Raw genomic sequence first — 26,784 nt, forward strand, 5'->3', positions numbered from 1 at the left:
GACGGCCTAGAGCGGGAAGCGGCCCTGCCGCCACTGCCAGTGACGCCCGGCCGTCAGGTGGTCGACGACCGCCCGCTGGAGCGCGGTGCGGCGCGGCAGCCGGTCCAGCGGCGTGGTCAGGGTGCGGAACACGAACCGCAGCACCTCGACGTCGGCGTCGAGCCCTTCCGGCTCCTCGTAGGGTTCCAGCTCGAACCTCCGCTGGAACCGCACGATGTTGGAGCTCTCGGGCAGGTATTCCCGCAGCTGCGGGTCGAGCAGCCACGAGCCGCAGGCGAACGCCGTGTAGCGCTCGTCGGGGAAGTGGCGCGGGAAGAATCCGCGGGCCTCGTCGAGCGACGCCGCGACCGCCTCCGGGGTCAACGGCCCCGAGTCGGGGATGTGCAGGCCGATCGCGCCGTCGCCCCGGTGGTGCTGCAACCGGCCCAGCTCGTAGAGGCCGCCGCGCACGTGCAGCGTCAGCCAGCTCTGCATCACCGGCCAGCCCTCGCCGCGCATCCGCCGGTCGACCGCGAGGTTGCGGCCCAGGTCCGCGAGGGTCGTCCACGACACGGCCTCGGCGATGCCGTGGTCGCGGTGGTAGCCCCGGACGACGTCGACCAGCGCCAGGTAGGCGTAGCCGTAGAGGTGCCGCCAGGCGGGACCCCGGTCGCGGGGCAGCGCCGGGCCGGGCGACAGCCAGCCGTGCCCCCCGAGATCTGCGCGGACCAGGGCGGTCGAGCGGTCGAGCAGCCAGCGCAGCTCGGGTGTCCACAGCGGAGAGCCGGCGTCCGGCCAGCCGGCCATGATCTCGGCGGCGTCGTCCGGGGGCACCGCGAGCCGGTCGAGGATCGCGGGCGCGTCGGCCCTGGCGGGCAGCGGAGCCGACGGCCCGTCCCCGGCGAGCCGGTGCACGCGCTCGACGTCCTCGACGGGCACCCCGAGCCGGGCGGCGATGGCGGCGACATCCACGCCGACGACGCTACCGGCCGCCGGGCCGCCGCGACAGGCCGGCGACGACCGGCCCGCGCGACAGGTGGGGGCGTGGCCGCTCCGGCCGCCCCGGCGGGCCGCTACGGTGATCGCCGTGGCGGAATGGGAGCTGTGGCAGCAGGACGACGACGGCAACCGGGTGCGGACGGGCGTCTTCGCCGACCGGATCGAGGCGCTCGCCGGGGCCCTGGCGTCGGAGTCGGCCCTGGCGTCGGAGTCCGGCGGGGCGCACCGCCAGACCTACCGGGTTGACGGGCCGACCGGGCCGGCCTGCCGCACGGACCGCGACCTCTACCGACGCCTCGTCGCGGCGGGTGAAGCCATGAACGACGCCCCGCGCAGCCTCGACGAGTTCCTGCGCGCCTGGTGGCGGGTCGCCCGGCCGCTGTCGGGCCGGACCTCGCTGGACCTGGACACGGTCGCCGCGCTGGTCGTGGCGGCGGGCGTGGTCGAACCGGCGCCGCTGCGGACCTCGTGGCGGTCCGCCTCGTACCCCTACGTCGACGAGCCGACCTCGTTCGCCGACTGGGAGGCCGTCGTGCTGTCCCAGATCGCGGACCTGGCCGACTTCGCTGACCAGGGACCCCTGGACGAGTACGCCCGGCTCGGGGTCGACGCGCCCCGGCCGGCGGGCTGCGCGCGCGCCACCGGCAGGCGCTGGTACAACTTCGACCCGCAGGCCTACCTGGAGTGCGGGGTGGCCGGGGCGCTGGGCGGCTGGAGCGAGGACGACGGCCTCCGGCAACCGGTCCCCGGCCCCGTCGTGCCGTTGGCGGACGAACCAGGGCCGGGCGAGCACCGCCTCGGCCACCTCGGTTGGGCCGACCTCGCGGAGCTGGCCCGGTGCGGGCAGGAATACGAGTAGCGGGGCACCCCGTCGGCCGGGGTCACCTCCCGGACCCGGCCCACGGCGGTCACCAGGTGGGCCGTCAGCGCCGGTGCTGCGCCGCCGGGTCGAAGCGGGCGACGAAACGCCGCTGCCACGGCGTCTCCACGGCCTGGGGCAGGTAGTGCGCGCGGACGTAGGCGACGGCCTCGGCCGGGGGCACCCCGTCGAGGATCGCCAGGCACGACAGTCCCGTCCCGGTGCGCCCGAAGCCGCCCCCGCAGGCCAGCTCGACCCGCTGCGTGCCGGCCCGGTCCAGCGCCTCGCGCAGGGCGGCCGCGAAGTCCGCGCGGTCGGCCGGCAGCCAGAAGTCGCGGCAGCGGACCCACCGGCTGTCCCACGGCACCGGCCCCGGCGGGGCGCCCACCAGGTAGACCCCGAACTGCGGCTCGGGCCCGTCCGGCAGCGGGTTCCGCAGGCCACGGCCACGCACCAGCCGTCCGGACGGCAGTCGCATGACGCCCGGCGCGCTCGGCTGCCAACCGGCTTCGGTCATCGCCATACCTTTCCCACCGCCGGCGTCAGCGCCGGGCACCGCCCGGTCGACGCCGGTCGCCGCCGGCGGCCCGGTGGCCGACGCGGGGAGCCTGCACCACCGGGGAGTTGCCCCGCCCGGGGCGGGGGCTTCGCGCCGCGTCGGCGACCATCTCGTCGGGGTCGTCACGGAGCGCCTGCCGGATGTGCGGCGGAACCAGCTCCGACGTCGCCACCGCCATCCGCACCTGCACCGACCGGTCGTCGACCAGGTGCCGCAGGTCCGCCTCGGTCAGCTCGACCGCGAGCACCAACGCGACGCGCACGTCCGCCACGGGGTCCCGGGCGAGCGCGCCACGCTGGGCGGTGCTGGTCCGCGGGTTGCGGGCGAGCCCCCGGCGTACGCGCGCGGTGCGGTCGGCCAGCAGGGCGGTGATCACCTCGGAGTCGTGGGTGTGGGTGGCGAGACGTTCCCGCACCTCGGGGGAGACGTCGTCGACCAGCCGCGCGGCCAGGTCGGGCTCCAGTTCGCGCGACTCGGCGAGGAGACCGCGAAGCTCCTTGTCGTGGGCCTGCGCCATCACCCGGCGAACCGACTCGTCGCAGGCCGGATTGCCGGCGACCGCCCAGCGGACCCACCGGTCGGCGTCCTTGACCAGCCGCACCAGGTTGCCGACCGAGGCCGAGGGGTTCCGCGCCACGGCCTCCCTGACCTGACGGTCGTGGTCCCGGGCCAACGGCCGCAGCGCCTGGGCGGGCGCGTCGGTGCGGCCCGCGACCGCCCTGCGGACCAGGGGCGACGGGTCGGCCGCCAGGTCGATGAGGGTCAGCTGGGGCGTCTCGGGGTGCTGGGCGAGGGCGAGCCGCGCCTCGGCGCTGTCACCGTCCGCGCCGTCCGCGAGAGCGCCCGACCCACTGCGGCGGTGGGGCCCGCCGACGTCCCCCTGGTTTGCCATGGGCGCCATCATGTCACGGGCCCGTCCGGGTACGAAGTTCGTCGGCCGGGCGGCGGGCAGGCGCCTCAGTACCGGTCCCGGGTTCCCAGGAGGGCGTGGTGCGCGGCGCGACGCCAGGGCTTGAGTTCGGTGTCGATCGCGGCCCAGCGGGTGTCGTCGACGCGGAGGGCCCCGTCGACGTCGGGCAGGGCCTCGATCAGGCGCATCCGCTGGTCCTCGCTCGGGTGGGTGCTCCACAGGTCGGTGGCCCGCCGGCTGACCTGACGGGCCAGCGGCAGCTGGACGGCCAGGCGTTGCCGGGCCTCGGCCGCCAGCTCCTCGAGCTGTTCACCGTCGATGCGGGGCGCCAGATGCCACAGGTCCCGCCAGATCCGGTCGGCGAGCAGCACCGTCTCCGACGAGCGGAGGAAGGGCGCGGTGCCGGCGACCCGGCGGGCGACCAGATCGGCCCGGTACTCGGCGCGGCGGCTGTCGGGCATCGCGACGCTGTCGACGAGCAGCTGCACGGTCGCGCCGACGACATTGACCAGGGCGATGGTCCCGTGGACGGCCATCCCGAGGAGGACGACCAGGCCACTCTGCCGTTCGGCCAGCGAGTCCGCCGTGCCGAGGGCCCGCCGCCACGGGTTCCGCCCACCGGTGGCCGCCACCGCCCGGGCGCCGAACGTCCTCGCCGGCAGCGTCCACCGCACCCGCAACGGGTCGCCGTTGGCGAGGTGACCCAGTTCGTGGGCCAGGACCGAGACGCGGGCGGCCCGCGGCAGCATCACCCAGAGGGGGATGCCGATGACGAGCACCGACCGCTGGCGCCACCCCAGCTGGGCGACCGCGGCGTTGATGCTCAGGTCGGCGCAGATCACGTCAGGGACCGGCGTTCCGGCGGCCTCGGCGACCTCGCGCACCAGCCGGTGCAGCTCGGGGGCCGCGCGCTCGGTGATCAGGCCATGCCTGGGCACCCGCCCGAACGCGGGCTTGACCAGCAGCAGGACGAGCACGGCGGGGATCGCCAGGACCAGCCGGATCCCCGGCGACAGGTCGCTGGCGACCACGAGCCAGCCGAGATAGCCCAGCGCGGCCACCCCGAGCAGGGCCAGCACCACGGAGACCGCCAACAGCCAGACCTCACCGGTCGACGCGCCGGCCTCGCGCCCCTGCGGGTCGGCCAGCAGCTGCTCGTGCGTCGACCGGTCGAGCTTGAGCCCGCGCCGGAATCCCCATCGGCCGATCGTCCTGGTGCCGCGCCAGGGAGCCAGGGCGACGTCGTACACCTCCAGGTTCCACCGGCAGGCGGGGCACCAGGGAACCGTGCCCACCTGCGGCGGAACCAGGTCGTGGGCACAGGACGGACACCTGCTCGGCGTCCTCGTCGTCGTCGGCACGACGCCGGAGTCTATAGCGCGGCGCCTGCGGATCCAGGCGTGGCGATCAGACGGGTCGCGACGGTGGCCCAGATCGCGCCGGCCATGGCCGGCGGCCACCATCCACTGTGGCGCGGCGGCGTCATGCCGGTTCGCCCCAGACGACGGCGACGCTGTTCGGGTCGGTCGGGCTGTAGCGGACCGCCACCGTGCCGCCGGGTCGGAGTTGACCGAGGTACACCGGCGGCACGAGGCCGGTGTGCGTGGCGGGGAACGGCGGCCGGTCGGCGGGGGTGACCATGAGCTGGATCTCGACGAGGGGGGCGTGGTTGACGTACCCCCCGGTCTGGCGGAGCCCGACGATCGTGGCCGTCGCCGGCGTGCCGGTCGTGGCGAGGTGGGCGGTCGCCTGCTGACCGGCCAGTTGCTGGCGCATCTGCTGCATGGCGGCCAGCCCCTGGCGCAGTTGGGCCCCCGGGTCGTAGGTGCGGTCGATCTCGTCGGCCTGGCGGCGCAGGTCCCGCAGCGAGCTGAAGAATCCCATGGTCAGACCTGCGCTTCCTGGTAGAGCCGACCGAAGTGGGTGGCGAGCTGCATGTCGCCCCGCATCCGGGCGTTCCACCCGGCGACGGCCGCCGGCCAGGCGGCCGGGTCGACGCCGAGGGTGGCGGCGTACCGGGCCATGCCGGCCTCGTCGAGGCCGCGGGTGGCGGCGGCCTTCGACGCCCGGGCGTACAGCTCCAGGCCGACCCCCTCGATCGGGGTGAGGCGCGGGTCGCCCGGCGGCACGTCGGCCGGCTGCGGCACCGCCACGTTGCCGTAGCCGGCGACGCCACCGCCGTAGCCGGGGCCGAAGCCGCCGGCGGCCTGGGCCTGGCTGGCCTGCTGCTGCAGGGCGCGGGCCTCGGAGATCATCGCGGGGGCCGCCTCGACGACGTTCCGCATGTCCTTGAGCTGCTTGAACAGTCCCATTGCCGGGTTCCTTCCCTCTCGGCGCCGGCGCGGTGCCGGCGGTGGAACCAGTTCACGCCACCGCGCGGCCCGACGCCTGAGTAGCCGCTACTCATCCTCTGCCCAGGCCGTTGCTCAGCCGCCGGCCGGCGCACACCCCCTAGAGCGTCCTAGGACAGATTGGTCGGCGGGTGGCCGGCCGATCACTGCGGCCCGCCCGCCTCGGTGAGCCGGCCGCCGGCCAGCCGGAGCCAGCGGTCCACCCCGATCGCGGCCAGGAAACGGTCGTCGTGGCTGACCACGACGAACGCCCCCCGGCACGCCAGGAGCGCGCTCTCCAGCTGCGCCACGCTGGCCAGGTCGAGGTTGTTGGTGGGCTCGTCGAGCAGCAGCAGCTGCGGTGCCGGCTCGGCGTTCAGGACGCACGCCAGCGTGGCGCGCAGCAGTTCACCGCCGGACAGCACGCCGACCGGCAGGTGGGCGCGGGCGCCCCGGAACAGGAAGCGGGCCAGCAGGTTCATCCGGTCCGCCTCGCTGCGCGAGGGCGCGAAGACGGCGAGGTTGGCGGCGACCGTCCGGTCCGGGTCGAGCAGGTCGAGGCGCTGCGACAGGTACGCCACCCGGCCCTCCGCCCGCGCGACGGTGCCGGAGACCGGCTCCTGGTGGCCGCCGACCAACCGCAGCAGGGTGGACTTGCCCGCGCCGTTCGGCCCGACGAGGGCGACCCGTTCGGGGCCACGGATGTCCAGGCCGACGCCGTCGCCGGCGAAGACCGGACGCCCGTCGTAGGCGGCCTGCAGGGCCTCGCCGTGGAAGACGGTGCGGCCGGCGGGCACCGTCGTCTCCGGCAGGTCGAGGGCGAGGTCGTCGTCCCGGCGGGCAGCCGCGCTCGCCTGGTCCAGCCGGGCCTGCGCCGCGCCGAGGCGCGCGGCGTGCACGTCGTTGGACCGGGCCGCCGACACCTGCGCGTCGCGCTTGAGGTTGCCGGCGACGATCCGGGCCAGCCCCGCGTCGGCCAGGTTGCGCGAGGCGGTGGACGCGCGGCGCGCGGCCCGCTCGCGGGCCTGCTGAAGCTCGCGCTTCTGCCGCTTGACATCCTGCGCGGCCTGCCGCACCTGCCGCTCGGCGACCTCCCGCTCGGCCCGCACCGCCTGCTCGTACTCGGTGTGGTTGCCGCCGTACCAGCGGATCTCGCCGTGGTCGAGGGCGGCGATGCGGTCCACCTCGTCCAGCAGCGCCCGGTCGTGGCTGACCACGAGCAGGCAGCCGGCCCAGGAGCGGAGCACGGCGGTCAGCCGCGCCCGCGCCTCGCCGTCGAGGTTGTTGGTCGGCTCGTCGAGCAGGAGCACGTCGGGCCGCTTGAGCAACTGGGCGGCGAGGCCGAGGGACACCACCTCGCCGCCGCTGAGGGTGCCGAGCCGGCGGTCCAACGCGACGTCGGTCAGCCCGAGGCGGTCGAGTTCGGCGCGCGCCCGTTCCTCGACGTCCCAGTCGTCGCCGACGGTGGTGAAGTGCTCCTCGGCGGCGTCGCCGGCCTCGATGGCGTGCAGCGCGGCGACGACGTGGTCGATCCCGAGCACCCGGGCGACCGTCTGGTGCCGGGCGAAGGGCAGGTGCTGGGGCAGGTAGCCCAGCGTTCCCTCGATGGTGATGCTGCCGCTGGCGGGCCGGAGCTCGCCGGCGACGAGCCGCAGCAGGGTCGACTTGCCGGCGCCGTTGGGCGCGACCAGGCCGGTGCGGCCGCCGGGCACGGAGAACGACAGGTCCTGGAAGACGGGGGTGCCGTCCGGCCAGGAAAAGGACAGGGCGGAGCTGACGACATGACTGTCGGACATGGGGAACCTCGGCAGACAGGTGATCCGGGCGCGCACGCGCCGCCCGGCGTGAGCAGGGCATGACGACATGGGCGACGCGAAGGCGCGGGTCGTGCGCCGTCGGTCACCGCTGCGGGCTCTCACCCGGAGATGTCGTCGTCACCTGCCACGCTGTGCTCCTGTCCGGTCGGCTGGAGCCAGGATAGCTCACCGGGCCTTCGCCGCCCGGCGTCGTGGATCCGGCTCAGGCCGCACCGCGCGACGACGCGGCGCGGCCGCTGATCTGGATGAAGTGGAAACCGTTCACGATCACCCGGTGATCGCCGAGAGCCTCGATCGCCGCCGCCAGATCCGCGTCGGTCAGGCCCTGCGCCAGCAGCGCGGGCCGCAACTGCGGGATGCCGGCACGCAGCAGCCGGCAGCCCGGATCGCCGCCGCGCCAGCTGCCGCCCCGCACCCGGAAGGCCACCTCGGTGAGGCCCGCCGCGACGAAGGCCGCAGGAGCTCGCTGGGGCCACGCGAGGTCGAAGCCGGCGGCCACGAGAGCCGCCGCATGGGCCGCCATGTAGCGGGTCAGCACGTCGGCGGTCGCCTCGTCCGGCGCGTACGTCACGAAGTCGCCGGGGGCGGGCGCGAACTCGCCGACGAGCAGCACGCCACCGGGCGCCACCGCCGCGACCATCCGCCGCAGGGCCTCCTCACGTCGGGGCAGGTGGCCGAGCAGCAGGCGGGCATGCACGAGGTCGAAGAGGCCCAGCGGCCCGTCGGCGACGATGTCGTGTCGGCGGACGGCCAGGCGCGCACGAGCCGGGATGTGCTGCGGCGCGATGTCCGTGGCGACCACCTCGGCGCCCCGTTCGGCCAACCACACGGCGATGCTTCCCGCGCCGGCGGCCACCTCGAGGCAGCGCTTGCCGTCCAGTTCGGTCAGCGCCCCGAGCAGCTCACGGGTCGACTCGTCCAGCAGGTCGGCCAGCGCGTCGTGGTGGCTGCCGGCCTGTTCGCTCGCGTTGTCGAACGCGTAACCCTTCGTGGTCATCTCACCATCGTGCATCGTGGCTCTGCCGAAACGGTGACGCGCCCGCCCGCCGGGCGGCCGGGCCACCCCATGCGCCAGCCGCGCACCCTGGGTCTGACGGGCCGGGACCTGCGCCGCCCCGGGGCCACGTCACCCCGCCGGGGGTGCGGTGCTCTGCCGGACCGTGAGGGTCGTCGCCAGTTCCAGTCGCACCTGGGCGGTGCGTTCCCCCCGCCCGAGGGCGAGCGCCAGCTCGGTGGCGGTGGCGGCCATCTCGGCCAGCGGCTGGTGGACGGTGGTCAGCGGGGGGTCGACCAGCGCCGCCAGCGGCAGATCGTCGAAGCCCACCACGCTGAGGTCGGCGGGGATCCGCAGCCCGCGCTCCCGCGCGGCCTGGTAGACGCCGAGGGCCTGCTGGTCGTTGCAGGCGAAGATCGCCGTGGGCCGGTCGGGTCGGCCCAGCAGGTCAAGCGCGGCGGACCGGCCGTCGACGTGGTTCAGCCCGGTGTGGACGACCAGGCCGGGCTCCACCGGCAGGCCCGACGCGTCGATGGCGGCCCGGTAGCCGTCCAGCCGGGCCCGGCAGCACAGGACGTGCTCCGGGCCCCCGATCATCGCGATGCGCCGGTGGCCCAGCTCGATCAGGTGGCGGGTGGCGGACCTTCCGCCGGCCCAGTTCGTCGCCCCGACGAATGGCACGTCGTCGGGCAGTTCGGCGGTGGGATCGAAGACCACGAACGGGATCCCGCGGGCGCGTAGCTGGTCGTGCTGCTCCGCGCCGAGCTGGGCGACCACCACCAGGCAGTCCGGGCGGCGGGCGAGGGTGTCGTCGATCCAGTACCGGATCGCGTTGTGCTGCGGGCCGAACTCCGTCAGGACGACGCCGACGCGCTGCTTGCGGGCCGCCCGCTCGACGCCGCGGATGATCTGCAGGCCCCACATGTCCTCGATCTCGTCGAAGACGAGCTCCATCATGTTGCTGCGGGTGACCGGCGCCGACCGACGGTATCCGTGCTGGCTGAGGGCCGCCTCCACCCTGGCCCGGGTGTCGGCGGCGACGCCCGACCTCCCGTTGATCACCTTTGACACGGTCGGGATCGACACTCCGGCCGACCGGGCGATGACGGCGATCGTCACCGGCCTGGTCGAATCGGCGACCGAGCCCGCCTCGTCGACCGGCTCGCCCGACTCGCCGTGTGTCAACCCGGCCTCCTCTTCCGCACCAGCCTCGCCGACTACGCCGACGCACCGCTCCCGCGACGGCCACCCGCCACGCCGGTCCCGCCGTGTGGCGCGCCACCGGCGTCGTTCCGCGCGCAAGGATAGCCGTTCGGCCGTCGCCCGGCGGGCACCGACGCTTTCCACGCTTGATCTGAAAATTTCCGAAGTGGATCGCCACCCGCCGGAAAGGCTTCTCGCCTGGCGAGGACCCGGCGACATCGCCGCCCGCCGGCCCCCGTCCCCGGGGAGGCGAGATTCATTGACGCACATCACCGGTTGACGTACCGTCGGGCCGGAAACTTTCGGCCTTGACGGACCGATCGTTTCCCTTCGGGAGCCTTGAAGGTCGCGGCGGACGCCTGGGCAGCGTCCGCACACTCCGCATTTTCCGGTCGCGCGGGCGGGCAGCGCTGTCCGCCCGCGCGGCCCCGCGTACCCCCTCAACCGCCACCATGGCGAGGAGTCCCTGATGAGTTCGCAGTACCTCGGAAAGACGCGACGGCGGATCGGCCTGATCGCCGCCGCGGTCGCCACGCTGATGATGGCGGGCACGATGGTCGCCGGCAACGCCCAGGCGGCGGCCGGCTGCCGGGTGGCGTACGCGGTGCCGTCCCAGTGGCAGGGCGGCTTCACCGCCGACGTGTCGGTCACCAACCTCGGCGACGCGGTCAACGGGTGGACGCTGGGCTGGACGTTCCCGTCCGGCCAGCGGGTCACCCAGGCGTGGAACGCCACGGTCACCTCGTCGGGTGACCAGGTCACCGCGAAGAGCATGAGCTACAACGCGGCGATCGCCACGAACGGCTCGGTCTCCTTCGGCTTCAACGGCTCGTGGTCGGGCAGCAACACCGCACCGACCTCGTTCACCCTCAACGGTGTGGCCTGCACCGGGAGCGTGGGCGGCACGCCGACCCCGACCCCGACCAGCACCCCACCCCCGTCCCCGACGCCCACCACCTCGCCGTCGCCGTCACCGGGCGGGGACGCGATGGCCACGGTCGCGGCGATGCAGCCCGGGTGGAACCTGGGCAACACCTACGACGCCATCCCCGACGAGACCGCCTGGGGCAACCCGCCGGTGACCCAGGCGCTGCTGCAGAAGATCCGTTCGCAGGGCTACCGCAGCATCCGGATCCCGGTGACCTGGAGCAACCACCACGGGCCGGCGCCGACGTACGCCCTCGACCCGGCCTGGCTGGCCAAGGTCCGGCAGGTCGTCGACTGGTCGCTGGCGGAGGGTCTCTACGTGTTGGTCAACCTGCACCACGACTCCTGGCAGTGGATCAACACCTATCCCGGTGACCGCACGAACGTGATGAACCGGTACACCGCGCTGTGGACCCAGCTCGCCACCACCTTCCGCGACCACTCCTCGAAGCTGACGTTCGAGAGCATCAACGAGCCGCAGTTCACCGGCACGTCCGGGGACGCCCAGAGCGACGAGGTGCTGCGCGAGCTGAACGTCGCGTTCGTCCGCCTGATGCGCCAGTCCGGGGGCAACAACGCCACCCGGCTGCTCGTGCTGCCCACCCTCTACACCAACTCCAACCAGGAGCGGCTCGACGCGCTGACGGCCACGATCGACCAGCTCGGGGACCGCAACATCGCCGCGACCGTCCACTTCTACGGCTGGTGGCCGTTCAGCGTCAACATCGCCGGCGGCACCCGCTACGACAGCAACGTCGAGCAGGACATCGTCGACGGCTTCGACCGCGTCCAGCAGACGTTCGTCTCCCGGGGCATCCCGGTGATCGTCGGCGAGTGGGCGCTGCTCAGCTACGACTACACCCGGCCCGGCATCATCGAACGCGGCGAGCTGCTCAAGTTCTTCGAGGCCGTCGGCTACCACGCCCGGATCCGCAAGCTCACCACGATGCTCTGGGACGCGGGCTCGTTCCTCAACCGCAACACGCTGCAATGGCGGGACCAGGGCATCTACGACATGATGAAGGCGAGCCTGACCACCCGCTCCGCCACCGCCTCCTCGGACCAGGTCTACGTGCCCCGCACCGGCACCATCACCAGCAGGTCGCTCACCCTGAACCTCAACGGGGCGACGTTCCAGGGCCTCCGGCAGGGCAGCACCGACCTGGTCAACGGCACCGACTACACCGTCTCCGGCACCACCCTCACCCTGACCGCCTCGGCCCTGACCCGGCTGGTCGGCAGCCGCGCCTACGGCGTCAACGCCACCATCGAGGCCCGCTTCTCGCAGGGCGTGCCGTGGCAGATCAGCATCATCACCTACGACCCGCCGACCCAGGCGGCGGCCACCGGGACGACCAGCTCGTTCACCATCCCCACCCAGTTCCGCGGCGACCAGCTCGCCACCATGGAGGCCACGTACGCCGACGGCAGCCCCGCCGGCCCGGCCAACTGGACCCCCTACAAGGAGTTCTGGTCCAACTTCCAGCCCGACTACACCGCCAACACGATCATCATGAAGCCCGAGTTCTTCGCCGAGGTCAAGGACGGCCCGGTCACGCTGACGTTCCACTTCTGGAGCGGCACGAAGATCAAATACCAGGTGACCAAATCTGGGACGTCGGTCACCGGCGCGCCCGCCTGACCCGCGTCCGGCAACAGGCGGGGCCCGCAGCCAGGCGGCTGCGGGCCCCGTCGCGTCGGGGAACAGCGGGGATACGGCCCGCCGGGGCGGGGCGCGTCCGCCTCAGCGCAGCCCGGCGAACAGGTCGTCCTCGGGCGTCGGCGCGCCGGTGGTGTCGCGGACCCGGACGAAAGTCTCCACGCCCATCAGCTCGGTGAACCGTTCCTGGCCCAGTTGCAGGAAGAAGATGTTCTCGGCCTGGCTGGCGTGCGTGGCCAGCGACTCGAACTTCTGCGCGCCGTAGGCGCTCGTGTCCACCCAGGTGGTGATCTCCTCGTCGGGCAGGCCGAGCGGCGGCAGCTCCGCGGACCCGTCCGGCTCGGGGAACTCGGCGCCGATCTCCTTCATGACGCGGCCGAACTCCTGGAACGCGCTGCGCGGCACGGTGGTCCAGTAGACCTTCGCGGGGATGCCCGTCCGCTCGACGGCGGCCATGGTGATCCGGTGCGCCTGGATGTGGTCGGGGTGGCCGTAGAAGCCGTTCTCGTCGTAGGTGACGACGACGTCGGGCCGGTAGCGCCGCATCAACTCGGCCAGCCGGTCGGCCGCCTCCGCCACCGGCGTGTTCCAGAACGCGCCCGGCGCGTCGTTGGCCGCCCAGCCCATCATGCCCGAGTCGGCGTAGTCGAGCGTCTCCAGGTGCGTGACCTTCAGCGCCTCGCAACTGGCCGCCAACTCGGCCCGGCGCATCGCCACCACGGCCTGCGTGTCGTGCGCCTCGTCGCCCGGCTTGACGCCGCCGGGGCCGTCGCCGCACCCGCCGTCCGTGCAGGTCACGAGCACCGTCGTGATGCCCTCCGCCGCATACCGGGCGAGGACGCCGCCGGTGCTGGTCGCCTCGTCGTCGGGGTGCGCGTGCACCGCCATCAGGGTCAGATTTCGTTGGGCCACCCCACCACGATACGGGGCAAGCCCGGCCCACTAGCATTGCCGCGGTCCGCGACGTCTGCTGAATCGAGGCGAGATGCGTTGGCTGCGGCAGTTGCTGGGTGGCAACCGGGTCCAGCTCGACCCGGAGCGGCAGCAGGCGCTGCTGCGCGACGTCCGGCACCGGTACGGCGCCCGCTCGCAGGCGCGGTTCCCGGAACAGGCCGAGGCCATCTCCCGGCTGCTGGACGACGACGACGGGCTGGTGGTGGCGGCCCGGATCCTCGGCGAGGCCGCCGACGAGGCCCACGCGGAGCTGCAGGCCCAGGTGCACGACGTGCACCGGCGCACGGGCCGGCGGCTGCTGCTGCACCGCCGCAACTACCGGCCGCTGTGGAAGGAGGCCGGTCCCTCGCTGCGCTGGCCCCTGTTCGCGCTGCCGTCCGGCCTGCACCCGTACGCGCAGGTGGCCGCCGCCGTCGCGGTGGTCGGCAGCCGGGCGTCCCGGCTCGACCGGGTGACCGACCCGACCCCGCTGGTGACCCACGTGTTCGAGGTGCTCGACCTCACCACCGCCGGCTGGGAGTACGGCCGGGTGCGGGTGGACACCGATGCCGCGGCCCTGGCCGAGCGTCTGATCTCGACCGCCGGGCAGATCCTCGCCACCATGGACGACCCGCCCCGGCTGCCGCCCGCGGTGCGCGAGCTGATGCGCCGCAACAACACCCTCGACGTGCACGACCCGGCCGGCCCTCGGGTGGTCGGCGGGTTCAACCCGGGCGCGCGGATGCGGGAGGTCCTGCTCGCCTGAGGCCGCGCGGGCCGGGGCGGCGACGAACTCCGGCGGCGGCCCCGACCGGGCCCGCGCGGCGGCCCGTCGCGGGCCGCCGGGGAGCCCTCAGTGGTCGCCGGGCACCCGGGACAGGACGCGGGAGAGGGCGAGGCTGGCGGTGCGCACCGCCGGGGCGAGCCGGGCCGGCGGCAGCTGGTGGGCGGGCACCGAGATGGACAGCGCGGCGACGATCCGGCCGTGCACCAGGACGGGCGACGCCACGCAGGAGAGCCCCGGGGCCGCCTCCTGCCGGTCGTAGCCGACGCCGTCGTGGCGGATCTGGGCCAGCTCGTCGGCGAGCCGCCCGGGGTCGGTGACCGAGTGCGGGGTGAGCCGGGGCAGCGGCTGCGCCAGCACCTCGTCGATGAGCTCCTGCCCGGACCAGGCGAGCAGCACCTTGCCGACGCCGGTGCAGGTCAACGGCAGGCGACCGCCGACCCGCGACGGCGTGTCGACGCCCGCGTGCCCGCGGATCCTGTCGGCGTAGACCACGTCGAGGCCGTCGCGGACGCCGAGGTGGATGGTCTCATGGGTGGCCTCGTAGAGGTCCTGCAGGAACGGCAGCGCGGCCTCGCGCAGGCGCAGCTTGACCGGCACGAGTTCGCCCAGTTCGAACAGCCCGATGCCGAGTCCGAAGCCCGCCGGGGCGCGGCGCAGCAGGCCCAGCCCGACGAGTTGCTCGGCCAGCCGGTGCACGGTGGCCTTCGGCAGGCCCGTGCGCCGGGACAGCTCGGTCAGGCGCAGGGTCTCCTCCGCCGGGCGGAACGCGCGCAGCAGCCGTACCCCCCGGTCGAGCACGTTGCCCCGGGTGGGGCCCGCCGGGCCGGACGGCGGCGCGCCCGGGCCGTCGGCGTCGGCGGATCCCGCCGTGTTGTTCCGTGGCATGGAACACGAGGTTGCCAGCCGGTGGGCGCGGCGTCTACACCTGGAGGCCGGGATGCCGGGTGCGCCAGCGCCGGCATGGTCGTCCCGCCGGGCGGAACGGCCGGGGTGTCCGTTTTCGTCCCAGGCCAAGGAGCAGGAGACATGCCCAAGACGAAGGTCGCCATCATCGGCTCCGGCAACATCGGCACCGACCTGATGATCAAGATCCTGCGGGGGTCGGAGACGATGGAGGTCGCCGCCCTCGTCGGCATCGACCCCCGCTCCGACGGGCTGGCACGGGCGGCCCGGCTCGGCGTGCCGGTCGTCCCGACCGGCGTGCGGGGGCTGCTCGACCATCCCGACTTCGGCGACGTCCGGATCGTGTTCGACGCCACGTCGGCGCAGGCCCACCTCGCCAACGACGCGGCCCTGCGGGGGGCCGACCTCACGCTCGTCGACCTGACGCCGGCGGCGATCGGCCCGTACGTGGTGCCGCCGGTCAACCTCGACGAGCACCTCGGCGCCCGCAACCTGAACATGGTGACCTGCGGCGGGCAGGCGACCATCCCGATGGTCGCCGCGATCGCCTCGGCCGCCACCACGCACTACGCCGAGATCGTCGCGTCGATCTCGTCGCGCTCGGCCGGCCCCGGCACCCGGGCCAACATCGACGAGTTCACCGAGACCACCTCGCGGGCGATCGAGCAGGTGGGCGGGGTCCGGCGCGGCAAGGCGATCATCGTGCTGAACCCCGCCGAGCCGCCGCTGATCATGCGCGACACCGTCTTCTGCGTCGTCGACGACTGCGACCGCGACGCGGTCACGGCGGCCGTGCTGGCCATGGCCGAGAAGGTCCGGGCGTACGTGCCCGGGTACCGGCTCAAGCAGGACGTCCAGTTCCGCCGGATCACGGCGAGCAGCCCGGAAGCCGACCTCGTCCCGCACGCCCCACCCGGCGACCGCTGGGTGGTCAGCGTGTTCCTGGAGGTGGAGGGGGCGGGCCACTACCTGCCGACGTACGCGGGCAACCTGGACATCATGACCTCCGCCGCGCGGCAGGTCGGCGAGCGACTGGCGACGGCGGTGGCGGCCCGATGAGCACCCGGATCTACGTCCAGGACGTCACCCTCCGCGACGGCATGCACGCCATCCGGCACCGCTACACCCTCGACCAGGTCCGGGCCGTCGCCGCGGCCCTGGACGCCGCCGGCGTCGCCGCGATCGAGGTGTCGCACGGCGACGGGCTCGCCGGCAGCAGCATCAACTACGGCCCCGGGGCGCACACCGACTGGGAGTGGATCGAGGCCGCCGCCGAGGTGGTGCGCCGGGCGACCCTCACCGGCCTCCTGCTGCCCGGCATCGGCACCGTGCGCGAGCTGCGGAAGGCCTGGGACCACGGCATCCGTTCGATCCGCATCGCCACCCACTGCACCGAGGCGGACATCGCCAACCAGCACATCGCCGCCGCGCGGGAGCTGGGCATGGACGTCTCGGGCTTCCTGATGATGTCGCACATGGCGCCACCGAAGCTGCTCGCCGAGCAGGCGAGGATCATGGAGGCGGCCGGCGCGCACTGCGTCTACGTCACCGACTCCGGGGGCCGGCTGACGATGGACGGCGTCCGGGAGCGCGTGCGCGCGTACCGCGACGTGCTCGCGCCGGAGACCCAGATCGGCATCCACGCCCACCACAACCTGGGCCTCGGCGTGGCCAACTCGGTCGTCGCCGTCGAGGAGGGGGTGTACCGGGTCGACGCGTCCCTGGCGGGCCAGGGCGCCGGCGCCGGGAACTGCCCGATCGAGGCGTTCGTCGCCGTCGCCGACCTCACCGGCTGGGAGCACGGCTGCGACCTGTTCGCGCTCATGGACGCCGCCGACGACATCGTCCGCCCGCTCCAGGACCGTCCGGTGCGCGTCGACCGCGAGACGTTGACCCTCGGGTACGCCGGGGTCTACTCCAGCTTCCTGCGCCACGCCGAGGCCGCCGCCGCCGAGTACGGCCTCGACACCCGCAGCATCCTCGTCGAGGTGGGTCGGCGGCAGTTGGTCGGCGGCCAGGAGGACATGATCGTCGACATCGCGCTCGACCTGCGACGGCAGCGGTCGTAGCGGCTGGCGCAGCCCCGCTCCGGCCGGTCAGCCCGGCGCGGAGCCGTTGTCGACCAGCCGGAACCGGGTGGTCACGGTCGCGTCGCCGGCCTCCTCCAGGATCAGCCCCCACGTCGGCGAGAACTGCAGGTACGCCGACTGGCTGCTGATCGCGTACGCCGAACCGTCGCGGACGACCGTGAACCGCTGCCTCGGTTCGTCCCGCGCGCATCCGGCCGCCTCGATGCGCAGCGGCTCGCTGCCCGACGACCGGACCTCCCAGCAGGTGTCGGCCCCGTCGGGGCCGGGCTCGGCGGCGCGGATCTGGTAGGTGTCCCCCAGCGGCGCGAAGACGAACAGCTGGCGGCCCTCGTCGCCGTCGACCTCGGCCAGCCGGCCACCGTCGAGCAGCGACACGCCGCCCGACGAGGCAGCCACCCGCACGACGGTGACCTGACGCTGCCCGGACAGCACCGGGTCGCCGCCCGGGGGGCCGGCGGGCGGGCCGGACGATCCGGTGGGCGGGGCGGACGTGCCGCCGGTCGGCCCGGACGAGGCGCGATCCGGCCCGGACGACGTGCGCTCCGGCGCGGGCGAGGTGCGGTCCGGCCCCGGCGACGTGGGGTCCGGCCAGGGCGACGCGACCGGGCCGGAGGTGGGGCCCGCCGGCCCGATCGGGACGGGGTGCGGCCGGCCACCGGACCCGGCGAGGGCGACACCCGCGCCGAGCGCGGCGACGGCGAGGGCGGCGAGCGACACCGACGCGGTCCGGCGCCGCCGGCGGCGGGCGTCGCCGCGCCGTCGGACATCGGCGGCGGCGGGGACCGTCCCCTGCCCGCCGTGGCCCGCCAGCGCCCGCAGGGCGTCGGCGAGCTGGTTGTCAGAACTCATGACCGCGCCCTTTCGTCCGCGCCGTGGTGCTCCGGTTCGGTCAGGTGTGCGGCGAGGGCCCGACGGCCCCGGGCCAGCCGCGTCTTGACGGTGTTCTCGTTGGTGCCGACCTCCGCCGCGATCTCGGCCACGCTCAGCCCGACCAGGTGGTGCAGCACCACGGCCCGGCGTTGCTCGGCGGGGATGTGCCGCAGCGCGGCCACGATCGCGACGTGGTCGACCGAGGCGGCGTCGACGCGTTGCTCGGTGACCTCCCGGCGGTGGGCACGCATCCGGTTGACGGTCTTGCGCCAGGCGCTGACCGCCACCCGGTACGCCACCCGGCGTACCCACGCCTCCGGGCTGTCGCACCCGCGCACCGCGGCCCAGCGGTCCCAGGCCCGGGCGTACGCCTCGGCCACCGCGTCCTCGGCCTCGGCCCGGTTGCCGACCATCGCGTACAACTGTCCCAGCACCCGGTGGGCGGACGCGGAGTAGAAAGCGTCGAACTCCGCGGCGTCACGCATCGGTCAAAGTCTCCACCAGAGCTGGTCGGTTCCGGAAATGGGGTCCTCCCGGGTGACGTCGGCGGCCCGGCGGGGGAACTGCCGGCCGGGCCGCCGACTCAGGTCACCGGCGCGGGGCGGGCCCCGTGTCGTTGAACCGGAAGCTGCTGACCGGCGGGGCGTCGCCCAGCTCCTCCAGGATCAGCCCGGACCGCGCCGAGTCGCGCAGGTACGCCCACCGGTTGCTGACCAGGTACTCGCGCGCCCCGCCGCCGGGGGCGGGCGCGATGGCGAACCGCTGCGCCGGGTCGTCCGCCCGGCAGGTGGCGCCGGCGACGTACAGCGGCTGGCCGTTGTTCGGGTTGCGCGCCTGCCAGCAGACCGGCTTTCCGGTGCCGCCGCCGTAGTACGCCTTGATCAGGTACTCCCCCGCGCCCAGCGGGGTCGGCACGAAGACCTGCCGGCCACGGTCGTCGTCCACCTCGGCCAGTCGCCCGCCGTCGAGCAGGGACAGCCCCGACTCGAACGACCCCACCCGGACGATGGTGACCCGGCGCTTGCCCGACAGGACCGGGTCCGTGCTCGCCCGCGCCGCCGGTGCCGCCGGGGCCGCGGCACCGGGCGGTGCCACCCCCGCCGCCACCGGTGCCGGCGCCACCCCGGCCGGCGCGGTGTCGCCCGCGGACGCGGACAGCGCTCCGTAGAGCGTCGCGGCGGCACCGGTCAACACCGCCAGGCCCGCCCCGGCGAGCCACCTACGCACCAACACCGTTACCTCCCCACTGCCCCGGCTCCCCGAGGCCCCGGCCGAGACCGGCCAGCCCTGCCGGCTGCCGGTCCTCGCTCGACTCGATCTGATGACGCGCGAGGCGGGCCGCAGGTTTCAGCAGATCCCATCGAGGTACGTCTGCGGCCGCGCGGGTGGCCGCCGGCCGCGCGGCGCACCGGTCGGTCGGCTCCGGCCGCCGGGGTCAGGAACCGGACGGCCCGCCCAGCCGCAGGGCCAGGAAGAGGTCCACCCGGTCGGCGAACCGGTCGAGGTCGCGGCCGGTGAGCCGCTCGATCTGACCGATCCGGTACCGCAGGGTGTTGACGTGCACGTGCAGCGACTCGGCGCACCGCCGCCAGGCGCCGTTGGCGGACAGGAACGCGTTCAGGGTGTGCACCAGCTCCGTGCCGTGCTGCCGGTCGTAGCCGGTCAGCGGGTCCAGCAGCCGGGCCCGGAAGGCCCGCTGGGTGTCGGCCGGCACCCCGGCGAGCAGCATCAGGTGGGAGGCCACCTCGTCGGAGCGGACCACGGCCACCGGCCCGGGTCGGGCCGCCGCCGCGCGCAGGGCGTGGGTGGCCTCCTGCACGAGACCCGGCAGCGCCGTGGCGGCCCGGCCGGCGGTGCTGATCCCGACCGAGAGACGCCCGGTGCCCAGCCCGGCCGCCAGGACGTCGAGGGCGTCGCGGAACGCGCCGGCCACGCTCGCGGCGGTCGGCCCGGACGCGGCGTCGCCCACCACCGCCAGCAGGGTCCCGTCGGGCGCGTCACCGGGCAGCGCCGCCGTCACGGCCGCCGGCAGTCCCGTGGTGCGGATCGTCTCGCGCAGCACCGCCAGGGCCAGCGCCGGGGGCGTCCGCAGGCCGGTCAGGGTCGCGGCCAGCGCGACGAAGCCCCGGTCCGGCGCCAGCCCGCAGGCCCGCAGCCGGGCCCGCAGGTCGGCCTCGTCGCCGTCGCCGGCCAGCGCCCGCCCCACCTGGTCGGCCAGGCGCTGCTCGACCCGCTCGGCCTCGTCGGCCTGGGTCCGTTCCAGGGCGACCACGTCGACCAGCTCGGCCAGCACGTCGTCCCCGCCAGGCTCCGGCCCGGCCGGGCGGTGCGCCCCGTCCGGCACGTGCGCGCCGGCCGGGGCGCAGGCGAGCAGCCAGGACGCCATCCGGTGCTCCGGGGACCCGGTGATCGCGGTGACCGACACGCGGGCCCCGTCGACCCGGGTGGTCGTCGGCAGCCGGGTGGCCGTCAGGAAGGCGGTGCACAGCTCCCGGGCGGCCGGGGCCGGCAGCGGGGCGGTGCCGGCGATCAGCCGGCCGGCGGGCGAGAGCAACCAGCAGCGTACGCCCAGGTCGGCGGCGATGGCCGGGAGCAGGTCGGGCAGCCGGGCCCCCGCGGCCATCGCGGCGACCACCCCCCGCTGCCGGCCGAGCATGGTGGCCAGCCCGGTCGCCCGCTGCTTCCACACCGACGGCGCGAACGCCTCGATGACCTCGCGGAAGGACACCTCCACCGGGACCTCGAACAGGGGCACGCCGTGCCGGCGGCACGCCTCGACCAGGTCGGCCGGCACCCGGCCGAGAGCCGCGTGACCGGCGCCGATCGCGGTGACCCGGGCCGTGGCGCAGGACCGGACGAAGGTCTCGGCGTCCGTGGCCCCCCGCCGCCACATCAGGCCGGTGAGCACCACCTCCCCGCCGCGGAGGTAGCGGCGGGGGTCGGGCAGGTCGGTGACGAAGACCTGGGTGACCGGGCGGTCCAGCCCGTCGCCGCCGGTGAGCAGGGTCAGCCTGAGGGCCGGTAGGGCCAGCGCGTCGCGCAGCAGCATCGTCATCCCCGTCGTCGAGGAACCCGATCGGCACACGGTAGGACGGTGAGGTTTCGGTTACGTGTCCGATCCTCGCGGTTCACGGCGGAACATGGCGGCCGTCCGCACCGGACAGACGGTGCCAGACCCGGTCGCGGGTGAACGGCAGGTCGGTGAAGCGGACCCCGGTCGCGTCGCGCAGCGCGTTGGCCATGGCCGCGGCGACCGGGTTGAACGGGCTCTCGCTCATCGACTTCGCCCCGGCCGGCCCCACCGGGTCGGCGGTGCGCGCGAAGTGCACCTCCGTACGCGGCACGTCGGCGAAGGTCGGCAGGTGGTAGTCGCGGAAGCCGGTGGTGGTCACCCGGCCCCCGGCGTCGAGGCGGACGTGCTCGGCGAGGGTGGCGCCGAGCGCCTGCGCCACGCCCCCCTCGACCTGGGCGCGGCACTGCATCGGGTTCAGCACCGTGCCGGCGTCCGCGGCGTGCACGCTGCGCAGCACTGTGATCTCGCCGGTCTCGGGGTCGACGGCGATGCGGAACCAGTGGACGTTGAACGCCACCGACCGCTCGGCACCGTCGGCGTGCCCGGTGGCGGTCGGCGGGGTGCCCCGGGCGGCGGCCAGCCGGTGCAGGTCGGCCAGGGGCAGCGGCGCGCCGCCGCCGTGGACGGCGTCGGGGCCCAGCCGCAGGCCGGCGGGGTCGGCGCCGGGGCGGGCCCCGGCCGCGAGGTCGAGCAGCAGCGCGCGCAGCGCGGTGGCCGCCCGGAGCACGGCGGTGCCGGCCACCGTCGTGGCGGTGGAGGCGAACGCGCCCGTGTCGTGCCCGACCAGCGCCGTGTCCGACTGCCGGACCCGGATCCGGTCCACCGTGGTCGCCAGCACGTCGGCGGCGATCTGCCGGTGGACCGTGGTGGAGCCGTTGCCGAACTCGGCCGTCCCCACGTCGAGCTGGTAGCCGCCCGCCGGGGTGAGGCTCAGCCGGGCCCGACCGTGGTGTCCCCCCGGCGGCCCGGTGGCGATCATGGCCAACGCCGATCCCTCGCCGACCAGCCATCCGGCCGGCGCGTCGGGACCGGTGCCCGGCCGCGCCGCCGCCGAGCGGACGACGTCGAGGCACTGGTCGAGGCCGTAGCTGCGGATCGCGAGGTCGGCCGCGTGGCCGGCCGGGGTGACCAGGTCGTCGCCGTCGCGGACGACGTTGCGGGCGCGGAACTCCTCCGGCGCGACGCCCAGCCGGCGGGCCAGCTCGTCGACGGCCGACTCGACGGCGAAGGAGACCTGGCCGAGGCCATACCCCCGGAAGGCCCCGGCCGGGACGGTGTTGGTGTAGACCGCGAAGGCGTCGATGCGCGTGGCGGGACACCGGTAGACGGCCACCGACTCCGCGCAGCCGTGGAAGAGCACCCCCGGGCCGTGGTTGCCGTACGCGCCGGTGTCCGAGACCACCCGCAGCCGCAGCGCGGTCAGCGTCCCGTCGCGCCGGCCGCCGACGCGGACCCGGACGGTGAACGGGTGCCGGGTGGTGGCGGCCGTGAACTGCTCGGCCCGGGTGAACTCCAGCTTCACCGGCCGCCCGGTGCGCAGGGCCGCGAGCAGCGCCACGTCCTCGACCAGCATCTCCTGCTTGCCGCCGAAGCCGCCGCCGACCCGGCCGGCGACCACCCGGATCCGCTCGGCCGGCAGGTCGAAGATGCGGGCGAGGGCCCGCCGGGTGAGGAACGGCGTCTGGGTGCTGCTGCGCACGACGATCCGCCCGTCCGGGTCGAACGACACGATGGCGCAGTGCGTCTCCAGGTGCGCGTGCTGCACCCGCTGGGTGCGGAACGTCTCCTCGTACACCACGTCGGCGGCGGCGAACCCGGCGGCGACGTCGCCGCACTCGCCGTGCAGCTCGGCGGCCACGTTGCCGGCCGGTCGGGCGATCCGCGACCGCGCGCCCTTGTCGCCGTGGATCGCCGGCGCGCCCGCCCGCATCGCCCGCTCGGGGTCGGTGACGGCGGGCAGCGGCCGGTAGTCGACGCGGACCAGGGCGCAGCCCTGCTCGGCGGCGGCCTCGGTCTCGGCGACGACGGCGGCGACCCGCTGCCCGACGTGCCGGACCACGTCGTCGAGGACCCGGGTGTCGGCCGGGTCGTCGTCGGCGTTCTCGTGCTGGGCGGTGGAGAAGAGCGCCGCCGGGGCGTCCCGGTGGGTGAGCACGGCGAGCACGCCGGGCACGGCCAGGGCCGCGCTCGCGTCGACGTCGACGATCCGGGCGTGCGGCAGCGGGGAGCGGACCAGCCGGACGTGGGCCAGGCCGGGCACCGAGACGTCGGCGGTGAACCGGGCCGCGCCGGTGACGATGTCGGGCCCGGCCGGGGCCGGCAGGTTGCGGCCGACCGCCCCGCCCGGTGCCGCGTCCTCGGTGGTGCGGACGCCGTGCAGCGCGTCGGCGATCGACCGGTACCCGGTGCACCGGCACAGGTTGCCCTTCAGGGCGGCGGGCAGGTCGGCGCGCTGCGCCTCGTCGAGGGCGACGGCGGTCATGATGAACCCGGCGGTGCAGAAGCCGCACTGGAAGCCCTGGGCGTCGAGGAACCGCCGTTGCGTCTCGGCCCCGCCGGGCACCGCGGCGACGCCCTCGATGGTGGTCACCTCACGGCCGACGGCCCGCACGGCGGGATAGAGGCAACTGTGCACCGGCACGCCGTCGACGTGCACCGTACACGCCCCGCAGTCGCCGGTGTCGCAGCCCTTCTTCACCCCGAACCAGCCCTGTTCCCGCAGGTAGCCGCGCAGGCACTGGCCGCCGGTCGGCGCGACGGCGCACGGCTGGCCGTTGACCCGTACGCTCACGGCGCCGTCACCCGTGCCAGCTCGGCGCGGACCTGCTCGGCCAGCCGCAGGGTCATCCGCCGCCGCCACGCCGGCAGGCCGTGCACGTCGTCGTACCAGTCCGCGGCGGGGATCCGGGCGTCCAGCAGCTCCGCCAGCTCACCCGGCCGGGGCGGGCCGGGCAGGGCGACGCCGACCGGACGCCGGGTGGCGGCGGTCACGGTGAGGGTGAACGCCCCGGTGTCGGAGTCCCGGTGGCCGACGACGAGCGCCGCCGAACGGCCGAGCGGGTGCAGCGACGCCCGCCGCAGCGCGAACCGGCCGCCCAGCACCCGCGCGGGCAGGCGGATCGTGTGCAGGTACTCGTCCGGGCGCAGCACCGTGACGCCCACGTCGCGGACCAGCCCGGTCGCCGGCACGCGCCGTTGCCGCCCGGCCAGGTCCCGGATCAGGCAGCTCCCCGCGGCGGCGGTGACCAGCGAGATCATCGGCCCGGCCGGCAGCGCCGCGCAGAGGTTGCCGCCGACCGTCGCGACGTTCCACACCTTGAACGAGGCGAGGAACGCGTCGCAGCAGTCCCGGATCAGCGGGCCCAGCGACGGCCAGCACGGCGGCGGCGCGTACCGGGACAGCTCGGCGACGGTGCAGGTCGCGGCGACGTCGAGGCCCGGCTCGCCGGGGTCGGGGCTGACCCGCAGCGGGGGCCAGGCCAGGGTGGTGAGGTCGCGCAGCCGGCGGACCTGCGGTTGCGGCTGCGCGAAGAGGTGGGTGCCGCCGCCGAGCCAGCGGTCGCCCTCCCGCCACGCGTCGGCGTCCGCGGCGATCACGTCCTGCACGGTGAACAGGTCCACAGGCATCGCGCTTCCGTTGGGGGCGGATGCCGCCGGCCGAGGTGCCCGGGGTGCGGGCGGGCCGGCGGCGGTGGCCGTTGAGGGGAATCCAAGCAACCCGGCCGCCGGCCCGACAATGCGCGCCGGCGACAACGCCGCCGGGGGCGGGACCGTCCCGGTTGGACGAAGCTCCAAACCGGGGCGGGCGTCGCCGGGACCGGGGCGGACACCCTTGACAGCCTCCCGGCCCGCTCCGCATGGTGGGCCGGTCGACGCCCGTCCGGGCCGCGCCGGGACCGCCGGTGGCCCGGCGCGGGCATCGGCAGGCGTGGGCGCTCCACCCGGCGCGAGGGAGACGTCGTGCAGCTGTCCCGTACCCCCGGTTCACCCCCCGCCGTCGCCGGGCTGGTGCTCGCCGCCGGCGCCGGCCGCCGCTACGGCAGGCCCAAGGCGCTCGTGCACCACCGCGGCTCGCTGCTGGTGGAACGCGCGGTGCGTACCCTCGTCGGGGCCGGCTGCTCGCCGGCGCTGGTGGTGCTCGGCGCGGCGGCCGACCGGGTCCGCGCCGACGCCGACCTCTCCGCCGCCCGGGTGGTGGGCAACCCCCGGTGGGCCACCGGGCTGGGCTCCTCGCTGCGGGTGGGGCTGCGGGCGCTGACCGGCACCGACGCGGTGGCCGTGGTGGTGCTGCTGGTCGACATGCCGGGGGTCTCCGCCGAGGCGGTGCGGCGGGTCGCGGCCGGCGCCACCCCGGCGTGCCTGGCCACGGCCGGCTACGGGCCGGGCCGCCGGGGTCATCCGGTGCTGCTGGGCCGGGAGCATTGGCCCGGCGTGTGCGCCTGCGCCGTCGGTGACAGCGGCGCGGGCGGCTACCTGCGGCAACGGCTCGACCGGGTGCGGATCGTGCCGTGCGCCGACGTGGCCGACGACGCCGACCTCGACGTCCCGCCCGCCGGCCCCGCCGCCACCGCCACGCCGCCCCCCGCCACCGGGTCCGCCGACGACGGGTCGCCCGACCGTGGATGAGGTGCTCGCCGAGCTGGTGCGCCGCTGCGCCGACGGCGACGCCGTCGGCCTGGCCACCGTCGTCGAGACCTGGCGCAGCGCGCCCCACCCGGCCGGCACCGCGATGCTGGTCGGCCCGGACGGCTCGGTCACCGGCAGCGTCTCCGGCGGCTGCGTCGAGGCCGCGCTGCACGACGCCTGCCGCCAGGCCGTGCGCACCGGGCGGCCCGCGCTGCTGCGCTTCGGGGTGGCCGGCGCCGACGCGTTCGCGGCGGGCCTGACCTGCGGGGGAACCATCGAGGTGTACGTCGAGCGGGTCGACCGCGCCGGCTTCGCGGAGCTGCCGGTGCTGGCCGGTGCCGTCCGCGCGGGCACGGCGGTGGCGGTGCTGACCTGCGTGCAGGGGCCGCCGGGGCGGCTCGGCCGGCGGATGGTCGCCGGGCCGGACGGCCACCACGGCAGCCTCGGCGACCCCCGGTTGGACGAGGCGGCGCTGGCCGCCGGCCGCCGGCTGCTGGCCGAGGGTCGCAGCGGGCCGGTGCGGCTGCCGCCCGCCGGTCCCGGCGCGGCGGGGCGGGTGCGGGTGCTGGTGCGTTCCTATCCCCCGCCGCCCCGGTTGATCCTGTGCGGCGCGATCGACGTGGCGGCCGAGCTGGCCCGCATCGGCGTCGTCCTCGGCTACCGGGTCACCGTCTGCGACGCCCGCCCGGTCTTCGCCACCGCGCGCCGCTTCCCGCAGGCCCGGGAGGTGGTGGTCGACTGGCCGCACCGCTACCTCGCGGCCGAGGCCGAGGCGGGGCGACTGGACGGACGCACCGCCGTGTGCGTGCTCACCCACGACCCCCGGTTCGACGTCCCGGTGCTGCGGCTGGCCCTCGACCTCCCGCTGGGCTTCGTCGGGGCGCTGGGCTCCCGGCGGACCCACCACGACCGGCTCGGCCGGCTCCGCGCGGCCGGCGTCACCGAGGCGGCGCTGGCCCGGCTCAGTTCCCCCGTGGGCCTGGACGTGGGGGGCCGCGACGCCGCCGAGGTCGCGGTCAGCATCGCCGCGGAACTCGTCGCGGTGCGGCACGGCCGCGCGGGCGGCCGGCTGCGCGACGCCACCGGCCGCATCCACGGCTGACGCGCCCGCTCGCTGCGGCTGCGGCTGCGGCTGCGGCTGCGGCTGAGCGTGGTCGGGCCCGGTGGGCGCTGGACGAACGTACAACGGCGGTGCCGGGAAGTCCGGCGGTTTTGGTCGTCGCGGCGCTGTCGACCCCACCGGTCGGCCTGTTTGACTGCTCCTG

At 75.5% G+C, this 26,784-nt stretch carries 24 protein-coding genes; 7 read left to right on the forward strand and 17 right to left on the reverse strand.

The annotated features are described in order from the left end of the window. Positions 1 to 6 precede the first annotated feature (6 nt). Complete coding sequence (locus tag ACVMYR_RS21035; protein ID WP_396788364.1) at positions 7 to 951, reverse strand: acyltransferase domain-containing protein; 945 nt, start codon at positions 949 to 951, stop codon at positions 7 to 9. Positions 952 to 1,066: 115 nt separating this feature from the next. Here ACVMYR_RS21035 and ACVMYR_RS21040 point away from each other — a divergent pair, with 115 nt between their 5' ends. Continuing rightward, the gene (locus ACVMYR_RS21040) at positions 1,067 to 1,837 is read left to right on the forward strand and encodes a hypothetical protein (RefSeq protein ID WP_457122500.1); all 771 of its coding nucleotides are present in this window, start codon (positions 1,067 to 1,069) and stop codon (positions 1,835 to 1,837) included. 64 nt (positions 1,838 to 1,901) lie between these two features. Here the strand turns inward: ACVMYR_RS21040 and ACVMYR_RS21045 are convergent, their stop codons facing one another. From ACVMYR_RS21045 to ACVMYR_RS21080, 8 genes are all read right to left on the reverse strand, one after another. After that, on the reverse strand, positions 1,902 to 2,354 hold the full coding sequence (locus ACVMYR_RS21045; RefSeq protein WP_396788363.1) for a protein phosphatase: 453 nt from the start codon (positions 2,352 to 2,354) through the stop codon (positions 1,902 to 1,904). A gap of 25 nt (positions 2,355 to 2,379) precedes the next feature. Beyond that, entirely contained in the window at positions 2,380 to 3,288 is a 909-nt protein-coding gene (locus ACVMYR_RS21050; RefSeq protein ID WP_457122501.1) for a hypothetical protein, read from the reverse strand. Between the two features lie 65 nt (positions 3,289 to 3,353). Continuing rightward, the gene (locus tag ACVMYR_RS21055; protein ID WP_158229406.1) at positions 3,354 to 4,601 is read right to left on the reverse strand and encodes a M48 family metallopeptidase; all 1,248 of its coding nucleotides are present in this window, start codon (positions 4,599 to 4,601) and stop codon (positions 3,354 to 3,356) included. Between the two features lie 187 nt (positions 4,602 to 4,788). After that, complete coding sequence (locus ACVMYR_RS21060; protein ID WP_077937352.1) at positions 4,789 to 5,190, reverse strand: hypothetical protein; 402 nt, start codon at positions 5,188 to 5,190, stop codon at positions 4,789 to 4,791. Positions 5,191 to 5,192: 2 nt separating this feature from the next. Continuing rightward, on the reverse strand, positions 5,193 to 5,618 hold the full coding sequence (locus ACVMYR_RS21065) for a hypothetical protein (RefSeq protein WP_077937351.1): 426 nt from the start codon (positions 5,616 to 5,618) through the stop codon (positions 5,193 to 5,195). Positions 5,619 to 5,800: 182 nt separating this feature from the next. Beyond that, the gene (locus ACVMYR_RS21070) at positions 5,801 to 7,432 is read right to left on the reverse strand and encodes an ABC-F family ATP-binding cassette domain-containing protein (RefSeq protein WP_457122502.1); all 1,632 of its coding nucleotides are present in this window, start codon (positions 7,430 to 7,432) and stop codon (positions 5,801 to 5,803) included. A gap of 223 nt (positions 7,433 to 7,655) precedes the next feature. After that, the gene (locus ACVMYR_RS21075) at positions 7,656 to 8,450 is read right to left on the reverse strand and encodes a class I SAM-dependent methyltransferase (protein ID WP_158229405.1); all 795 of its coding nucleotides are present in this window, start codon (positions 8,448 to 8,450) and stop codon (positions 7,656 to 7,658) included. A 129-nt stretch (positions 8,451 to 8,579) separates the two neighbouring features. Further along, a complete protein-coding gene (locus tag ACVMYR_RS21080; protein ID WP_228986944.1) occupies positions 8,580 to 9,632 on the reverse strand; it encodes a LacI family DNA-binding transcriptional regulator in 1,053 nt (350 codons plus the stop codon). A gap of 487 nt (positions 9,633 to 10,119) precedes the next feature. On the opposite strand from ACVMYR_RS21080, the gene ACVMYR_RS21085 reads away from it, so the two are divergent. Continuing rightward, complete coding sequence (locus ACVMYR_RS21085) at positions 10,120 to 12,219, forward strand: cellulase family glycosylhydrolase (RefSeq protein ID WP_457122503.1); 2,100 nt, start codon at positions 10,120 to 10,122, stop codon at positions 12,217 to 12,219. Between the two features lie 102 nt (positions 12,220 to 12,321). On the opposite strand, the gene ACVMYR_RS21090 is transcribed toward ACVMYR_RS21085, so the two are convergent. Next, on the reverse strand, positions 12,322 to 13,149 hold the full coding sequence (locus tag ACVMYR_RS21090; RefSeq protein ID WP_091281807.1) for a PIG-L family deacetylase: 828 nt from the start codon (positions 13,147 to 13,149) through the stop codon (positions 12,322 to 12,324). A 73-nt stretch (positions 13,150 to 13,222) separates the two neighbouring features. On the opposite strand from ACVMYR_RS21090, the gene ACVMYR_RS21095 reads away from it, so the two are divergent. After that, the gene (locus tag ACVMYR_RS21095; protein ID WP_457122504.1) at positions 13,223 to 13,936 is read left to right on the forward strand and encodes a hypothetical protein; all 714 of its coding nucleotides are present in this window, start codon (positions 13,223 to 13,225) and stop codon (positions 13,934 to 13,936) included. 87 nt (positions 13,937 to 14,023) lie between these two features. On the opposite strand, the gene ACVMYR_RS21100 is transcribed toward ACVMYR_RS21095, so the two are convergent. After that, positions 14,024 to 14,842, reverse strand: coding sequence for an IclR family transcriptional regulator (locus tag ACVMYR_RS21100; protein WP_457122505.1), 819 nt, complete (start codon positions 14,840 to 14,842; stop codon positions 14,024 to 14,026). Positions 14,843 to 14,983: 141 nt separating this feature from the next. Here ACVMYR_RS21100 and ACVMYR_RS21105 point away from each other — a divergent pair, with 141 nt between their 5' ends. Beyond that, positions 14,984 to 15,919, forward strand: coding sequence for an acetaldehyde dehydrogenase (acetylating) (locus tag ACVMYR_RS21105; protein WP_457122506.1), 936 nt, complete (start codon positions 14,984 to 14,986; stop codon positions 15,917 to 15,919). Beyond that, entirely contained in the window at positions 15,916 to 16,929 is a 1,014-nt protein-coding gene (dmpG, locus tag ACVMYR_RS21110; RefSeq protein WP_363630789.1) for a 4-hydroxy-2-oxovalerate aldolase, read from the forward strand. The genes ACVMYR_RS21105 and dmpG overlap by 4 nt, the downstream gene beginning before the upstream one ends. A gap of 27 nt (positions 16,930 to 16,956) precedes the next feature. On the opposite strand, the gene ACVMYR_RS21115 is transcribed toward dmpG, so the two are convergent. From ACVMYR_RS21115 to ACVMYR_RS21140, 6 genes are all read right to left on the reverse strand, one after another. Continuing rightward, a complete protein-coding gene (locus tag ACVMYR_RS21115; RefSeq protein WP_457122507.1) occupies positions 16,957 to 17,799 on the reverse strand; it encodes an RICIN domain-containing protein in 843 nt (280 codons plus the stop codon). After that, the gene (locus tag ACVMYR_RS21120; RefSeq protein WP_457122508.1) at positions 17,796 to 18,305 is read right to left on the reverse strand and encodes an RNA polymerase sigma factor; all 510 of its coding nucleotides are present in this window, start codon (positions 18,303 to 18,305) and stop codon (positions 17,796 to 17,798) included. The genes ACVMYR_RS21115 and ACVMYR_RS21120 overlap by 4 nt, the downstream gene beginning before the upstream one ends. A 103-nt stretch (positions 18,306 to 18,408) precedes the next feature. Then, entirely contained in the window at positions 18,409 to 19,053 is a 645-nt protein-coding gene (locus tag ACVMYR_RS21125; protein WP_043963012.1) for a hypothetical protein, read from the reverse strand. 202 nt (positions 19,054 to 19,255) lie between these two features. Then, entirely contained in the window at positions 19,256 to 20,905 is a 1,650-nt protein-coding gene (locus tag ACVMYR_RS21130) for a PucR family transcriptional regulator (RefSeq protein ID WP_457122509.1), read from the reverse strand. Between the two features lie 43 nt (positions 20,906 to 20,948). Next, entirely contained in the window at positions 20,949 to 23,684 is a 2,736-nt protein-coding gene (locus tag ACVMYR_RS21135) for a molybdopterin-dependent oxidoreductase (RefSeq protein ID WP_457122510.1), read from the reverse strand. After that, positions 23,681 to 24,520, reverse strand: a complete 840-nt coding sequence (locus ACVMYR_RS21140) for an FAD binding domain-containing protein (protein ID WP_457122511.1) — start codon at positions 24,518 to 24,520, stop codon at positions 23,681 to 23,683. Before ACVMYR_RS21140 ends, ACVMYR_RS21135 begins: the two co-directional genes overlap by 4 nt. A 333-nt stretch (positions 24,521 to 24,853) precedes the next feature. Between ACVMYR_RS21140 and ACVMYR_RS21145 the strand changes: the two genes are divergently transcribed. Together ACVMYR_RS21145 and ACVMYR_RS21150 are read left to right on the forward strand one after the other, a co-directional pair. Further along, positions 24,854 to 25,519 (forward strand): nucleotidyltransferase family protein, encoded by a 666-nt coding sequence (locus tag ACVMYR_RS21145; protein ID WP_457122512.1) that lies wholly within the window; start codon positions 24,854 to 24,856, stop codon positions 25,517 to 25,519. Continuing rightward, positions 25,512 to 26,621, forward strand: a complete 1,110-nt coding sequence (locus ACVMYR_RS21150; RefSeq protein WP_457122513.1) for an XdhC family protein — start codon at positions 25,512 to 25,514, stop codon at positions 26,619 to 26,621. The genes ACVMYR_RS21145 and ACVMYR_RS21150 overlap by 8 nt, the downstream gene beginning before the upstream one ends. Positions 26,622 to 26,784: the final 163 nt, after the last annotated feature.

This window comes from Micromonospora sp. PTRAS2 (genome assembly GCF_054052245.1).

Bases quoted from the DNA above. Each gene is read 5' to 3' on its own strand.
- ACVMYR_RS21045 (WP_396788363.1), bottom strand. From the start codon at position 2,354: ATGACCGAAGCCGGTTGGCAGCCGAGCGCGCCGGGCGTCATGCGACTG.
- ACVMYR_RS21050 (WP_457122501.1), bottom strand. From the start codon at position 3,288: ATGGCAAACCAGGGGGACGTCGGCGGGCCCCACCGCCGCAGTGGGTCG.
- ACVMYR_RS21060 (WP_077937352.1), bottom strand. From the start codon at position 5,190: ATGGGATTCTTCAGCTCGCTGCGGGACCTGCGCCGCCAGGCCGACGAG.
- ACVMYR_RS21065 (WP_077937351.1), bottom strand. From the start codon at position 5,618: ATGGGACTGTTCAAGCAGCTCAAGGACATGCGGAACGTCGTCGAGGCG.
- ACVMYR_RS21070 (WP_457122502.1), bottom strand. From the start codon at position 7,432: ATGTCCGACAGTCATGTCGTCAGCTCCGCCCTGTCCTTTTCCTGGCCG.
- ACVMYR_RS21075 (WP_158229405.1), bottom strand. From the start codon at position 8,450: ATGACCACGAAGGGTTACGCGTTCGACAACGCGAGCGAACAGGCCGGC.
- ACVMYR_RS21085 (WP_457122503.1), top strand. From the start codon at position 10,120: ATGAGTTCGCAGTACCTCGGAAAGACGCGACGGCGGATCGGCCTGATC.
- ACVMYR_RS21095 (WP_457122504.1), top strand. From the start codon at position 13,223: ATGCGTTGGCTGCGGCAGTTGCTGGGTGGCAACCGGGTCCAGCTCGAC.
- ACVMYR_RS21100 (WP_457122505.1), bottom strand. From the start codon at position 14,842: ATGCCACGGAACAACACGGCGGGATCCGCCGACGCCGACGGCCCGGGC.
- ACVMYR_RS21105 (WP_457122506.1), top strand. From the start codon at position 14,984: ATGCCCAAGACGAAGGTCGCCATCATCGGCTCCGGCAACATCGGCACC.
- dmpG (WP_363630789.1), top strand. From the start codon at position 15,916: ATGAGCACCCGGATCTACGTCCAGGACGTCACCCTCCGCGACGGCATG.
- ACVMYR_RS21115 (WP_457122507.1), bottom strand. From the start codon at position 17,799: ATGAGTTCTGACAACCAGCTCGCCGACGCCCTGCGGGCGCTGGCGGGC.
- ACVMYR_RS21120 (WP_457122508.1), bottom strand. From the start codon at position 18,305: ATGCGTGACGCCGCGGAGTTCGACGCTTTCTACTCCGCGTCCGCCCAC.
- ACVMYR_RS21140 (WP_457122511.1), bottom strand. From the start codon at position 24,520: ATGCCTGTGGACCTGTTCACCGTGCAGGACGTGATCGCCGCGGACGCC.